The organism is Streptomyces sp. NPDC047706 (assembly GCF_043204795.1).
GTDB lineage: Bacteria > Actinomycetota > Actinomycetes > Streptomycetales > Streptomycetaceae > Streptomyces.
The window spans coordinates 76,134-90,608 of record NZ_JBIDCW010000025.1 but is presented as its reverse complement, the minus strand read 5'-3'; the positions used below and the strand labels follow the sequence as shown (position 1 = coordinate 90,608).

Genomic DNA, 14,475 nt, shown 5'->3' with positions numbered 1-14,475 from the left:
GTGCGGGTGTGCGGGTGTGCGGGTGTGCGGGTGTGCGGGTGTGCGGGTGTGCGGGTGTGCGGGTGTGCGGGTGTGCGGGTGTGCGGGTGTGCGGGTCTGCGGGTGGCGTCGCTTGCGCGGCGGGTCGGCGGGTGTGTCGCTTGCCCGGCGGGTCGGCGGGTCGGCGGGTCGGCGGGTCGGCGGGTCGGCGGGTCGGCGGGTCGGCGGGTCGGCGGGTCGGCGGGTCGGCGGTCCGCGGGTCGGCGGGTGGTGTCGCTGCCTGGCGGCTGGGGATTTGCGGGGGCCTTGTCAGACGGCGGGGCGGGTGGGGGCTGCGGTCTCTGGTTGGTGAAGGGCAGGGCAGCGGCTCGGTGGAGGCAGCGGTGGTCGCCGTAGGGGCTCGTTGCCGGGGTCGGTGGTTGCCGGCCGGGGGACGTGCCGGGGCCGGCCGTGGGTCGGCGGGCCTCGGTCCGCAGCCGGGCCCGGTCGCCGGCCGGCGCCGGTGTTCGCCGCCGGAGGCGTTGGTGTCAGTGGCGCGTGGGATGCTGTGCGGGATGGCCAGGAAGACTGCTCAAGACGACGCTCTCGCTCCCGTGACGCTTGCCGTGGGTCAGGAGGATCTCCTGCTCGATCGCGCCGTGCAGGAGGTGGTGGCCGCCGCCAGGGCCGCCGATGCCGACACGGACGTGCGTGACCTGACGCCGGACCAGCTCCAGCCGGGCACGCTCGCGGAGTTGACCAGCCCGTCGCTGTTCGCGGAGCGCAAGGTCGTCGTCGTGCGCAACGCGCAGGATCTGTCGGCCGACACGATCAAGGACGTGAAGGCGTACCTGGGGGCGCCCGCCGAAGAGATCACGCTCGTGCTGCTGCACGCCGGCGGGGCCAAGGGCAAAGGGCTGCTGGACGCGGCGCGCAAGGCGGGTGCGCGGGAGGTGGCGTGCCCGAAGATGACCAAGCCGGCGGACCGGCTGGCGTTCGTGCGGGGCGAGTTCCGCACGCTGGGGCGGTCGGCCACTCCGGAGGCATGCCAGGCGCTCTGCGACGCCATCGGCAGCGATCTGCGGGAGCTGGCGTCCGCCGTGTCCCAGCTGTGCGCGGACGTCGAGAGCACCATCGACGAGGCGGTCGTCGGGCGGTACTACACGGGGCGGGCCGAGGCGTCGAGCTTCACGGTCGCCGACCGGGCGGTCGAGGGACGGGCGGCCGAGGCGCTGGAGGCACTGAGGTGGTCCCTGGCGACCGGGGTGGCGCCGGTGCTGATCACCAGCGCGCTGGCGCAGGGAGTGCGGGCGATCGGCAAGCTGTCGTCGGCGCGGGGCGGCCGTCCGGCCGACCTGGCGCGGGAGCTGGGAATGCCGCCGTGGAAGATCGACCGGGTGCGACAGCAGATGCGCGGATGGACGCCGGACGGGGTGGCGCTGGCGCTGCGGGCTGTCGCCGAGGCCGACGCGGGCGTGAAGGGCGGCGGCGACGACCCCGAGTACGCCCTGGAGAAGGCGGTCGTGACGATCGCCCGGGCGGCACGGTCACGCGGGCGGAGCTAGGAGTGCTGTGCGGGGCCGTTGATGCCGTGCCGGAGAGCGCGGTCAGGCACCGGGTGGGCGCCGGGCCGGATCGGGCGTGTGCTCGGTGCCGGGCGGTGATCGGTCCTCGGCTCGATGCGGGCCGGCTCGGGTGTCTGGTCGACGCCGGGCCGGGTCGGGCGTTTGCTCGGTGCCGGGCAGTTAGCGGTCCTCTGCTCGGTGCCGGGCCGGATCGGTCCTCTGCTCGGTGCCGGCAGTTGACGGCCTTCTGCTCGGTGCCGGGCAGTGACCGGTCTTCGGCTCGATGCGGGCCGGCTCGGGTGTCTGGTCGACGCCGGGCCGGGTCGGGCGTTTGCTCGGTGCCGGGCAGTTAGCGGTCCTCTGCTCGGTGCCGGGCCGGATCGGTCCTCTGCTCGGTGCCGGGCCGGATCGGGCCTCTGCTCGGTGCCGGCAGTTGACGGCCCTCTGCTCGGTGCCGGGCGGTGATCGGGCCTCGGGTCGATGCCGGGCCGGGGGTCGGGCGTCTGGTCGGCGCCGGTGAGCGTTCGCGGGGTATGCCGAAGGCCCCGACGCACAGCCCTGGAGAAGGGCGGATGCCGGGGCCTTTCGGTTCAAGCTGCTGGATTCGCGCCCGCGTGGCGAACGCAGGCCGCGCGCGAACCCGGGGGTGCCGGTCGGGGGCGGATGAGAGAGGGCCCGCCCTGGGTCCTTCCGGCGATCAGATCAGTCGAGGGTTCAGCCCTTGAGTGCGATGACCTTGGAAGCAAGCGCCGACTTCTTGTTGGCGGCCTGGTTCTTGTGGATGACGCCCTTGGAGACGGCCTTGTCGAGCTGACGCGCGGCAGCGCGCTGGTACTCGGTGGCCTTCTCGACGTCACCCGCGGCAGCGGCCTCGCGGGCCTTGCGGATCGCGGTCTTCAGGGAGGACTTGACGGCCTTGTTGCGCAGCCGGGCCTTCTCGTTGGTCTTGATCCGCTTGATCTGGGACTTGATGTTCGCCACGAATGAGCCTTTTCAGGTTCAGGCACGGGACCGGAGGGATTCCGGGACCGCGCCAGGTGATTTCTTGGGACGCGCCTCGCGCTGAGAGGGCATGAGGCACAGCGACCCAGGCTACCAGTGGCCCTCGTGGTGGCCCAAACCGGTTCCCGGTCGCCGCCCGTGGGACCATGGAGGCTACGTAACGATCCGACCCGAGGCATAAGGCGCCTCAAGAGACAGGACCCTGCGTGCCCGCGACCCCTAACCATGTGCCCGAGCCGAGCCGTACCGACCCGGCTCTGATCCGCAATTTCTGCATCATCGCGCACATCGACCACGGCAAGTCCACTCTCGCCGACCGGATGCTCCAGCTGACCGGTGTGGTCGAGCAGCGGCAGATGCGTGCTCAGTACCTCGACCGGATGGACATCGAGCGCGAGCGCGGCATCACGATCAAGTCCCAGGCCGTGCGCCTGCCCTGGGCTCCCACCCAGGACCCGGGCAACACGCACATCCTCAACATGATCGACACCCCGGGGCACGTCGACTTCACCTACGAGGTCTCGCGGTCGCTGGCCGCCTGCGAGGGGACGGTCCTCCTCGTCGACGCCGCCCAGGGCATCGAGGCCCAGACCCTCGCCAACCTCTACCTGGCGATGGAGAACGACCTCTCCATCATTCCCGTACTGAACAAGATCGACCTGCCGGCCGCGCAGCCGGAGAAGTTCGCCGAGGAGCTGGCGAACCTCGTCGGGTGCGAGCCGGACGACGTGCTCAAGGTCTCCGCGAAGACCGGGCTCGGGGTGGAGGCCCTGCTCGACAAGGTGGTCGCCGAGATCCCGCCGCCGGTCGGCGTCGCCGACGCCCCCGCCCGCGCCATGATCTTCGACTCCGTCTACGACTCCTACCGCGGTGTCGTGACGTACGTCAGGGTCGTGGACGGCCAGCTCAACAAGCGTGAGCGGATCCGGATGATGTCGACCGGGGCCACGCACGAGCTGCTGGAGATCGGGACCAACTCGCCGGAGATGCTGTCCGCCGACGGGCTCGGCGTCGGTGAGGTGGGGTACCTCATCACCGGTGTGAAGGACGTCCGCCAGTCCAAGGTGGGTGACACCATCACCCAGCAGCACAAGGGGGCCACGGAGGCGCTCGGCGGCTACAAGGACCCCAAGCCCATGGTCTTCTCCGGGCTGTATCCGCTGGACGGGTCCGACTATCCCGAGCTGCGCGAGGCGCTGGACAAGCTCCAGCTCAACGACGCGGCACTGGTGTACGAGCCGGAGACGTCCGCCGCCCTGGGCTTCGGTTTCCGCGTCGGCTTCCTCGGCCTGCTGCACCTGGACGTGGTCCGTGAGCGGCTGGAGCGCGAGTTCGGGCTCGATCTGATCGCCACCGCGCCGAACGTGGTCTACCGGGTGGTCATGGAGGACGGCGGCGAGCACACCGTCACCAACCCGAGCGAGTTCCCCGAGGGTAAGATCAACGAGGTCTACGAGCCGGTGGTGCGGGCCACGATCCTCGCGCCGACCGAGTTCATCGGCTCGATCATGGAACTGTGCCAGACCCGGCGCGGCACCCTGCTCGGCATGGACTACCTGTCCGAGGACCGCGTCGAGATCCGCTACACCCTCCCCCTGGCCGAGATCGTCTTCGACTTCTTCGACCAGCTGAAGTCCAAGACCCGCGGCTACGCCTCGCTGGACTACGAGCCCACCGGCGAGCAGACCTCCAGCCTGGTCAAGGTCGACATCCTGCTGCACGGCGACAAGGTGGACGCCTTCTCGGCGATCACCCACAAGGACCAGGCGTACGCGTACGGCGTGCGGCTCGTCGCCAAGCTGAAGGAGCTGATCCCGCGGCAGGCCTTCGAGGTGCCGGTCCAGGCCGCCATCGGCTCCCGGGTGATCGCCCGCGAGACCATCCGCGCCATCCGCAAGGACGTCCTCGCCAAGTGCTACGGCGGTGACATCTCCCGTAAGCGGAAGCTGCTGGAGAAGCAGAAGGAGGGCAAGAAGCGGATGAAGATGGTCGGTTCCGTGGAGGTTCCGCAGGAGGCCTTCATCGCGGTGCTGTCCAGCGATGACAGCGCGGCGTCGGGCAAGAGCAAGAAGTAGTCGCGGCCGACGCGGGATCACCTCAAATCGCGCAAACGGGGGCCTGTCGCACCGGGCGGCGGGCCCCTGTGGCGTGTGTACGGTCCTCCCTTTGGAGGAAGTGACAAAGCGCGGACTCTTACGCACTGGCCGGACGGCATCTAACCTGATCCCTGCTCGATAGTTACTCGCGAGTTAAACAACGACACGCGAGTGAAAACTGCCGCACCGAAGGCGCAAGACGCCCTGAGTCAGCCGCACCGTCGCGGGCCCCGGAGGATGTCGTGAGCGACACACAGACTTTGATCGAGAACCGTCCGCCGTCCGTCGCGGGGCTCTTCCTGGAGCGCGTTTCGGCCACCCCGGACGCCGAGGCATTCCGCTATCCCATCCCACCTGCCTCGGGACAGGGGCCGGACGACTGGAAGTCGCTGAGCTGGGGGCAGGCCGCCGAGCGGGTGCACGCGATCGCGGCGGGGCTGATCGAGCTGGGCGTCCAGCCGGAGCAGCGGGTGGCGCTGGCCTGCGCGACCCGGATCGAGTGGATCCTCGCCGACCTCGGCATCATGTGCGCGGGCGCGGCCACCACCACGATCTACCCGCAGACCAACGCCGACGAGTCGGCGTACATCCTCGCCGACTCCGGCAGCCGTGTGCTGATCGCGGAGAACGCCGAGCAGCTGGCCAAGGTGCAGGACAAGCGCGCCGAGCTGCCCGACCTCACCCATGTCGTCGTCATCGACGCGCACGGGGTGCAGACCGGTGACTGGGTGCTCAGCCTCGCCGAGCTCGAGGCCCGTGGCGCGGCCCGGCTGGAGAAGGACCCGAACCTGGTGAAGGAGCGGGTCGGCGCGATCACCAAGGACCAGCTGGCCACCCTGATCTACACCTCCGGCACGACCGGCCGGCCCAAGGGCGTCCGGCTCCCGCACGACAACTGGTCGTACATGGCGAAGGCGATCGCCTCGACCGGGCTGCTCGGCCCGGACGACGTGCAGTACCTGTGGCTGCCGCTCGCGCACGTCTTCGGCAAGGTGCTGACCTCGGGGCACATCGAGGTCGGGCACATCACCGCTGTCGACGGGCGGGTCGACAAGATCATCGAGAATCTGCCGGTGGTGCAGCCGACGTACATGGCGGCCGTACCGCGCATCTTCGAGAAGGTCTACAACGGCGTCGCCGCGAAGGCGCGTGCCGGCGGGGCCGCCAAGTACAGGATCTTCCAGTGGGCGGCAGGGGTGGCGCGCGAGTACGCCAAGGTCACGCAGGACAACTTCCGCCGGACCGGGACCGCTTCGGCGCCGTTCGGTCTGTCCGCCAAGCACAAGGTGGCCGACGCGCTCGTCTACTCCAAGCTGCGGGATGCCTTCGGTGGACGGCTGCGGGCGTGTGTGTCCGGGTCGGTGGCGCTGGCACCCGAGATCGGCTACTTCTTCGCCGGTGCCGGCATCCACATCCTGGAGGGCTACGGGCTGACCGAGTCCTCCGCGGCGTCCTTCGTCAACCCCGGTGAGGCGTACCGGACAGGTACGGTCGGCAAGCCGCTGCCCGGGACCGAGGTGCGGATCGCCGAGGACGGCGAGATCCTGCTGCGCGGGCCCGGGATCATGGAGGGGTACCACGGGCTGCCCGAGAAGACGGCGGAGGTGCTGGAGCCGGACGGCTGGTTCCACACCGGGGACATCGGTGAGCTCTCGCCCGACGGCTACCTGCGGATCACCGACCGGAAGAAGGACCTGTTCAAGACCTCGGCCGGGAAGTACGTCGCGCCGACCGAGATCGAGGGCGCGTTCAAGTCGGTGTGCCCGTACGTGTCCAACATCCTGGTGCACGGCGCCGACCGGAACTTCTGCACCGCGCTCATCGCGCTCGACGGGGCGTCCCTCATGCAGTGGGCCCGGGAGAACGGGTTGGAGGGCAAGCCGTACGCCGAGGTCGTGGCCGCGCCGGCGACCGTGGCGATGGTCGAGGGCTATGTGCAGGAGCTGAACGCCGGGCTCCAGAAGTGGCAGACGATCAAGAAGTTCCGGCTGCTGCCCAGGGATCTGGACGTGGAGCACGGCGAGATCACGCCGAGCCTGAAGCTGAAGCGGCCCGTGGTGGAGCGGGAGTACCGGCACCTGCTGGACGAGATGTACGCGGGGACGCGCGAGGCGTAGGGGGCGCCGGGGGCGTGCGCGGCCGGTCGTCATGATCGGCCTCCCGCGCACGCGCGCGGGAGCCATATCTGTCGCGCATCCCCGCGCCCCGGTTGGTTTGCGCCTCCCCGATACCCATGGGTGGCGCTTTCTGGTCGAAATTGGCCACTTGGGTAACTCCACGCTTATGGGTGAGTTCTGTCTGTCACCCTGTCGGACGTGATCGAGGCGTATTGGTCCGAGCCGCTCGGGGAGCAGTGGACGGGGGCCGTTCCGGCACAGAGGGAGTCCGCGTCCCTTGCCCCGGTGCGCCCCGGCGCACAGGTGCGCGCCGCGCTGGGCGGAAGCCCCCTCGCGCCGGGCACCGCACGTGGACTGCTGCGCACGGCGTTCCAGGAGTGGACGGCCCTCGGGCTGCCCGGTGCCGAGCGGCTCACCGACCGGCTGGCACATGACGCCATGGTCGTCCTGAGCGAGCTGGTGACGAACGCCGTCGTGCACGCCGGCACCGATGTCGAGCTGATCTGCCGGCTCGAGCCGGACACCGGTGCCGTCGTCGTCGAGGTCTGCGACCACCACCCGTCCCGGCCGCCGCGGGACGCAGAGGCCGTCCCGGCCTGCGAGACGCCGGAGTACGGGCGCGGTCTGCGGCTCGTCGCCGCGCTCTCCGAGACCTGGGGCGTGACGTATCGGCGGGGCGCCAAGTCGGTGTGGGCGCGGATGTCCGCCGCGGCGTGCCCGGACGCGGCGGACCGCGAAACGGAACACACGGGCTTCTTCGGCGCCGAGCTGCTCGCGCCCGCGCCGCAGCGGGCCGAACGGGACCGGGACTGGCTCGGCCGGGGCGCGCTGTCGTTTCTCGCCGAGGCCTCCGACCTGCTCGCCGGGCAGCTCGACGAGGACCTGGTCGCCGCGCTCACCGGTCAGCTGATCGTGCCCCGGCTCGCCGACTGGTGCGCGGTCTGGCTGGAGGACGAGGCCCTGGGCGGCCGGGCCGCGTGGGCCGACGGCGGCGCGCCGGCCGGGGCGCGCCTGGCCCGGGTGTGGCACGCCAGCGAGGAGCGGATCGAGGAACTGCGACGGTGCCTGGAGAAGGAGCCGCCGCGGATGACGGAACCGGGGGCCGCCCCCTCCGGGCCGGTCGTCCATCCATGGCCGTCGGACGCGTGGGGAGCGGACGTGTGGGCCGGCGAGGGACGAACCGCCGGCGCGCCTCCCGGGTCCGAGGGGACAAGCCACGGTGCGGCTGCCGGGTCCGAGGGGACGGGCCGCGGTGCGGCTGCCGGGTCCGAGGGGACGGGCCGCGGTGCGGCTGCCGGGTCCGAGGGGACGGGCCGCGGTGCGGCTGCCGGGTCCGGGGTGTCCTCGCGTGGCCGGGCCCCGGAGGTGTCCGTCCCGGACGGGACCCCGCCCCCCGCCCGCGCCGCCCCCGGCCCGCCACCCGGCGGCAGCGCACTCGCCTACCGCCTGGTCGCCGGCGGCAGGCCGCTCGGCACGCTGGTCATCGGGCGGGCCGGCGTCACGGAGTTCCCGGACGAGATCACCGGGCTCGTCGAGGACCTGAGCCGGCGGGTGGCGCTGGCCATCGGGGCGGCCCGGCAGTACGCCCGGCAGGCCACCATCAGCGCCGTGCTCCAGCGCGGGCTGCTGCCCGGCGCGGTCGCCCAGATCCCCGGCATGCGCAGCGCCCTCGTGTACGAGCCCTGCGACAAGGGCGGGCCCAGCGGTGACTTCTACGACCTCTTCCCGGCCGGCGACGGGCGCTGGTGCTTCGCCGTGGGGGACGTGCAGGGCAAGGGGCCGGAGGCGGCCGTCGTGATCGGGCTGGCCCGCCCCTGGCTGCGGCTGCTCGCCCGCGAGGGCTACCGCGTCGCCGACGTCCTCGACCGGCTCAACCAGCTCCTCCTCGACGACGCCACGGAGGCCGCCGACGCGGCCGCGCGCGCCCTGGTCGGCCCCTCCGGCCCCGGTGACGGCCCGCAGACCCGCTTCCTGTCGCTCCTCTACGGCGAACTCGCCCCCTTCGAGGGAGGCGTCCGCTGCACCGTCGCCTCCGCAGGGCATCCGCTGCCGCTGCTGCTCGGGCCCGGCGGCGATGTCCGTACCGCCGCCAGGCCGCAGACCCTGCTCGGGGTCGTGGAGGACGAGACGTACATCAGCGAGAGCTTCGAACTGCGGCCCGGGGACACCCTGCTGTGCGTCACGGACGGGGTGACCGAGCGGCGCAGCGGCTCGCGCCAGTTCGACGACGGTGACGGGCTGGCGGCGGCGCTGGCGGGGTGTGCGGGACTGGGGGCCGAGGCGATCGCCGAGCGGATCAGGCAGCTGGTGCACGACTTCGGCGGGCGGCCGCCGGAGGACGATCTGGCGCTGCTGGTGCTCCAGGCCGAGTGATGCCGGGCGGGCCCGCAGCGGTGGTGCGCGGTTCCGGGGGCGGCCGCCGGGGGATGATCTGTGGCTGCGGGTGCTCCGGGCCGGGTGACGTCCGGCGTACGGGACAATGGAGGACATGCCTTCCGCACTTCCCGACGGCGTGCCCGTCCCCGACGACGGCGCGCTGCCCCCGGCCGCGCTCGCCGGGGCGGCCGACCGGCCCCTGGGGTTCTATCTCCACGTCCCGTACTGCGCCACCCGCTGCGGCTACTGCGACTTCAACACCTACACCGCCACCGAGCTGCGCGGCACCGGCGGGGTGCTCGCCTCCCGCGACAACTACGCCGACACCCTGATCGACGAGATCCGGCTGGCCCGCAAGGTGCTCGGCGACGACCCGCGCGAGGTCCGGACGGTCTTCGTCGGGGGCGGTACGCCGACGCTGCTGGCCGCGGACGATCTCGTGCGGATGCTGGGGGCGATCCGCGAGGAGTTCGGGCTGGCCGCCGGCGCGGAGGTCACGACGGAGGCGAACCCCGAGTCGGTCGACCCGGCGTACCTCGCGGCGCTGCGCGAGGGCGGCTTCAACCGGATCTCCTTCGGGATGCAGAGCGCGAGGCAGCACGTGCTGAAGGTCCTGGACCGCACGCACACGCCGGGGCGCCCGGAGGCGTGCGTGGCGGAGGCCCGCGCGGCGGGCTTCGGCCACGTGAATCTGGACCTGATCTACGGGACCCCGGGGGAGTCCGACGACGACTGGCGGGCCTCGCTGGACGCGGCGCTGGGCGCCGCACCGGACCACATCAGCGCCTACGCGCTCATCGTCGAGGAGGGCACCAGGCTCGCCCGCCGGATCCGCCGGGGCGAGGTGCCGATGACGGACGACGACGTGCACGCCGACCGCTACCTGATCGCCGAGGAGCTGCTGTCCGCGGCCGGCTTCGAGTGGTACGAGGTGTCCAACTGGGCCACCTCGGACGCCGCCCGCTGCCTGCACAACGAGCTGTACTGGCGGGGCGCCGACTGGTGGGGCGCGGGGCCGGGCGCGCACAGCCATGTGGGGGGCGTGCGATGGTGGAACGTGAAGCATCCGGGCGCGTACGCCGCCGCCCTGGCGGAGTGCCGCTCACCGGGCGCCGGGCGTGAACTCCTGACGGGCGAGGATCGCCGGGTCGAGCGGATTCTGCTGGAGCTACGCCTGCGGGAGGGCGTGCCGCTGGGCCTCCTCCGCGAGGAGGGCCTGAAGGCGTCCCGCCGGGCGATGTCCGAGGGGCTGCTTCAGCAGGGGCCGTACGAGGAGGGGCGTGCGGTGCTGACCCTGCGGGGGCGGTTGCTGGCGGACGCGGTGGTCAGGGATCTGGTGGACTGATCACTCCGGCGGGTGTCCGCTGCCCGTGACGAAGTCGATCAGTTCCTCCACCCGCCCCAGCAACTCCGGCTCCAGGTCCCGGTAAGACCCCACTCGCCGCAGGATCGCCTGCCACACCGCCCCGGTGTTCTCCGGCCACCCCAGCACCCGGCACACCCCCGTCTTCCAGTCCTGCCCGCGCGGCACCGCCGGCCACTCCGCGATCCCCAGGGCCGAGGGCTTCACCGCCTCCCAGATGTCGATGTACGGGTGGCCCACCACCAGGGCGTGCTCGCTGGTCACCGCCTGCGCGATCCGCCATTCCTTCGTGCCCGGCACCAGGTGGTCCACGAGGACGCCCAGCCGTGCGTCCGGGCCCGGCGCGAAGGACTCCACGATCGCCTGGAGGTCGTCGACGCCCTCCAGGTATTCCACGACCACGCCCTCGACGCGCAGGTCGTCGCCCCAGACCTTCTCGACGAGCTCGGCGTCGTGCCGCCCCTCGACGTAGATGCGGCCGGCTCGGGCCACGCGCGCGCGTGCGCCGGGGACGGCGACGGAACCGGACGCGGTGCGGGTGGGGCGTGCCGGGCCGGCCGACGGCCGTACGAGTGTCACCACCCTGCCCTCCAGCAGGAAGCCCCGCGGCTCCAGCGGGAACACCCGGTGCTTGCCGAAGCGGTCCTCCAGGGTCACCGTGCCCGCCTCGCAGCGGATCACGGCGCCGCAGAAGCCGGTGCCTGGCTCCTCGACCACCAGGCCGGGCTCCGCGGCGACCTCCGGGACGGGCGTCGGCTTCTTCCACGGCGGGGTCAGGTCCGGAGAGTACTGGCGCATTCGCATGACGATATGGACAGCCCGTTACGTCATCCGTGCGACACGCCGAAGCGTGCGGCCAGGGCGTCGCGCTGACGCCGTACGAACGCGGCGTCCACGACCGCACCGTGACCGGGCACGTACAGCGCGTCCTCGCCGCCGAGGCCGAGCAGCCGGTCCAGGGCGGCCGGCCAGTGCGAGGGCACCGCGTCCTGGCCCGCCTGGGGCTCCCCGGACTCCTCCACCAGGTCGCCGCAGAACACCACCTCCGGGTCGCCGGGCACCAGGACCACCAGGTCGTACGCCGTGTGCCCCGGGCCCACGTTCGCCAGCAGCACCTGCCGCCCCGGACCGAGGTCGAGGGTCCACTCGCCCGACACTTGGTGGCGGGGCGGAACGAGCGTGTCGGCCGCCTCCTGGGCCGTCGCCGCGGCCAGGCCGTGGCGGACGGCGTCCGCGCGGAGTTCCTCACGTCCGCGACGGCCGCCGAGCACCCCGTCCACGCCCACCGCCCCGAAGACCTCCGCGCCGGCGAAGGCCGCCACGCCGAGAACGTGGTCGAAGTGGGGGTGGGTGAGCGCGAGATGGGTCACACGCCCGCCCACCAGCGCCTCCGCCCGTGCCCGCAGCGCCGCCCCTTCCGCGAGGCTCGACCCCGCGTCGATCAGCAGCGCCGCGCCCCGGCCGGCCACCAGCCCCACCGTGCAGTCCCAGCGGGGGAGCCGGCACCGCCCGACGCCGCCCGCGAGCCGCTCCCAGCCCGCCTCTTCCCAAGTCACGCTCATACGGCGACGCTAGCCGTAGGCCCCCGCCCGGCACGACCGGGCGGGACCGGCCTTGCCGGGGGCGTACCCGGCGGCCGTACACTGGGCCGGTAAGGCTGGCACTCGTGTGCGCCGAGTGCCAGGGGGAGCGCCAAGGGGACGACGTACTGGAGGTGTGCGCGGATGCTCAGTGAACGACGGCTGCAGGTGCTGCGCGCGATCGTCCAGGACTACGTCGGTACGGAGGAGCCGGTCGGTTCCAAGGCGCTCACCGAGCGGCACAGCCTCGGTGTCTCCCCGGCGACGGTCCGCAACGACATGGCGGCGCTGGAGGACGAGGGGTTCATCGCCCAGCCGCACACCAGCGCCGGGCGCATCCCCACCGACAAGGGCTACCGGCTCTTCGTCGACAAGCTCGCCGAGGTCAAGCCGCTGACCGCGCCGGAGCGGCGCGCGATCCAGAACTTCCTCGACGGCGCCGTCGACCTGGACGACGTGGTGACCCGGACGGTGCGGCTGCTCGCGCAGCTCACCCGGCAGGTCGCGGTCGTGCAGTACCCGTCGCTGACGCGGTCCACCGTGCGGCACGTGGAGCTGCTGTCGATGGCGCCCGCGCGTGTGATGCTGGTGCTGATCACGGACACCGGGCGGGTCGAGCAGCGGATGGTCGACTGCCCGGCCCCGTTCGGTGAGGCGTCGCTGGCGGATCTGCGGGCGCGGCTGAACAGCCGGGTCGCGGGCCGCCGTTTCACAGACGTGCCCCAGTTGGTGCAGGATCTGGCGGAGGCATTCGAGGCCGAGGACCGCGGTACGGTCCAGACGGTGCTCTCCACCCTGCTGGAGACGCTCGTCGAGGAGACGGAGGAGCGGCTGGTGATCGGCGGCACGGCCAATCTCACCCGCTTCGGACATGACTTCCCCCTCACCATCCGGCCGGTGCTGGAGGCGCTGGAGGAGCAGGTCGTGCTCCTCAAGTTGCTTGGCGAGGCGAAGGATTCGGGCATGACCGTGCGCATCGGGCACGAGAACGCCCATGAGGGACTCAACTCCACGTCGGTGGTGTCGGTGGGCTACGGTTCGGGCGGCGAGGCGGTTGCCAAGCTCGGCGTGGTCGGACCGACCCGCATGGACTACCCGGGAACGATGGGAGCGGTACGCGCAGTGGCACGGTACGTCGGACAGATCCTGGCGGAGTCGTAAGTGGCCACGGACTACTACGCCGTCCTCGGCGTGCGCCGCGACGCGTCGCAGGAAGAGATCAAGAAGGCCTTCCGGCGGCTCGCGCGCGAGCTGCACCCGGACGTCAACCCCGATCCGAAGACCCAGGAGCGGTTCAAGGAGATCAACGCCGCTTACGAGGTGCTCTCCGACCCGCAGAAGAAGCAGGTCTACGACCTCGGCGGTGACCCTCTGTCGCAGGCCGCCGCCGGTGGCGCGGGCGGCTTCGGCGCGGGTGGCTTCGGGAACTTCTCGGACATCATGGACGCGTTCTTCGGTACGGCGTCGCAGCGCGGGCCCCGCTCGCGTACCCGCCGTGGCCAGGACGCCATGATCCGTATCGAGGTCGAGCTCGACGAGGCGGCCTTCGGCACGACCAAGGACATCCAGGTCGACACGGCCATCGTCTGCTCCACGTGCAGCGGCGAGGGCGCGGCGCCGGGCACGTCGGCGCAGACGTGTGACATGTGCCGGGGCCGGGGTGAGGTCTCGCAGGTCACCCGGTCCTTCCTGGGCCAGGTCATGACCTCGCGCCCGTGCCCGCAGTGCCAGGGCTTCGGCACCGTGGTCCCGAACCCGTGCCCGGAGTGCGCGGGCGACGGCCGCGTGCGGTCGCGGCGCACCCTGACGGTCAAGATCCCGGCCGGCGTCGACAACGGCACGCGCATCCAGCTCGCCGGTGAGGGCGAGGTCGGGCCCGGTGGCGGTCCCGCCGGTGACCTCTACGTCGAGATCCACGAGCTGCCGCACCAGACCTTCCAGCGCCGCGGTGACGACCTGCACTGCACGGTGACGATCCCGATGACGGCGGCGGCCCTCGGCACCAAGGTGCCCCTGGAGACCCTGGACGGCATGGAGGAGGTCGACATCCGCCCGGGCACCCAGTCCGGCCAGTCGATCCCGCTGCACGGCCGGGGCGTCACGCACCTGCGGGGCGGCGGACGGGGCGACCTGATCGTGCACGTCGAGGTCCAGACCCCGACCAAGCTGGACGTGGAGCAGGAACGCCTCCTGCGCGAGCTGGCCAAGCTGCGCGGCGAGGAACGCCCGCAGGGGCAGTTCCAGCCCGGGCAGCAGGGGCTGTTCTCGCGGCTGAAGGACGCCTTCAACGGCCGCTGACGGCGGAAGCCGCCGGGGCGCGGATGCCGGTCGGGGCCGAGGCCCCCGGGTCGTACGGACGGCCCGGCGGCGGGTGCCGGCGGCGCGCCCCAAGGACGTTCTCGGCGGACGTGGGGGCCG

The 14,475-nt window shown here is 72.2% G+C and carries 10 protein-coding genes; 7 read left to right on the top strand and 3 right to left on the bottom strand.

Features of this window, described 5'->3' with window-relative positions; translation table 11 throughout:
• Window positions 1–533 precede the first annotated feature (533 nt).
• Complete coding sequence (holA, locus tag ACGF8A_RS26725) at window positions 534–1,523, top strand: DNA polymerase III subunit delta (RefSeq protein ID WP_393112417.1); 990 nt, start codon at window positions 534–536, stop codon at window positions 1,521–1,523.
• Between the two features lie 714 nt (window positions 1,524–2,237).
• Here holA and rpsT read toward each other — a convergent pair.
• Window positions 2,238–2,504: a 30S ribosomal protein S20 gene (gene rpsT, locus ACGF8A_RS26720; RefSeq protein ID WP_393112415.1), complete on the bottom strand. Its 267-nt coding sequence runs from the start codon at window positions 2,502–2,504 to the stop codon at window positions 2,238–2,240.
• A gap of 227 nt (window positions 2,505–2,731) precedes the next feature.
• Here rpsT and lepA point away from each other — a divergent pair, with 227 nt between their 5' ends.
• The 4 genes from lepA (at window position 2,732) to hemW (ending at window position 10,459) form a co-directional block, all read left to right on the top strand.
• Complete coding sequence (gene lepA / locus ACGF8A_RS26715) at window positions 2,732–4,600, top strand: translation elongation factor 4 (RefSeq protein WP_393112413.1); 1,869 nt, start codon at window positions 2,732–2,734, stop codon at window positions 4,598–4,600.
• 263 nt (window positions 4,601–4,863) lie between these two features.
• Entirely contained in the window at window positions 4,864–6,738 is a 1,875-nt protein-coding gene (locus tag ACGF8A_RS26710; protein WP_393112411.1) for an AMP-dependent synthetase/ligase, read from the top strand.
• A gap of 198 nt (window positions 6,739–6,936) precedes the next feature.
• The gene (locus tag ACGF8A_RS26705; RefSeq protein WP_393112409.1) at window positions 6,937–9,111 is read left to right on the top strand and encodes a SpoIIE family protein phosphatase; all 2,175 of its coding nucleotides are present in this window, start codon (window positions 6,937–6,939) and stop codon (window positions 9,109–9,111) included.
• A 115-nt stretch (window positions 9,112–9,226) separates the two neighbouring features.
• Window positions 9,227–10,459, top strand: a complete 1,233-nt coding sequence (gene hemW, locus ACGF8A_RS26700) for a radical SAM family heme chaperone HemW (RefSeq protein WP_393112407.1) — start codon at window positions 9,227–9,229, stop codon at window positions 10,457–10,459.
• On the opposite strand, the gene ACGF8A_RS26695 is transcribed toward hemW, so the two are convergent.
• Complete coding sequence (locus ACGF8A_RS26695; RefSeq protein ID WP_393112405.1) at window positions 10,460–11,275, bottom strand: DUF3097 domain-containing protein; 816 nt, start codon at window positions 11,273–11,275, stop codon at window positions 10,460–10,462.
• 29 nt (window positions 11,276–11,304) lie between these two features.
• Window positions 11,305–12,039 (bottom strand): MBL fold metallo-hydrolase, encoded by a 735-nt coding sequence (locus ACGF8A_RS26690; protein ID WP_393112403.1) that lies wholly within the window; start codon window positions 12,037–12,039, stop codon window positions 11,305–11,307.
• 162 nt (window positions 12,040–12,201) lie between these two features.
• Here ACGF8A_RS26690 and hrcA point away from each other — a divergent pair, with 162 nt between their 5' ends.
• Both hrcA and dnaJ read left to right on the top strand, forming a co-directional pair.
• Entirely contained in the window at window positions 12,202–13,218 is a 1,017-nt protein-coding gene (gene hrcA, locus ACGF8A_RS26685; protein WP_393112401.1) for a heat-inducible transcriptional repressor HrcA, read from the top strand.
• The gene (dnaJ, locus tag ACGF8A_RS26680) at window positions 13,219–14,355 is read left to right on the top strand and encodes a molecular chaperone DnaJ (protein ID WP_393112399.1); all 1,137 of its coding nucleotides are present in this window, start codon (window positions 13,219–13,221) and stop codon (window positions 14,353–14,355) included.
• The last annotated feature ends 120 nt before the right edge of the window (window positions 14,356–14,475 follow it).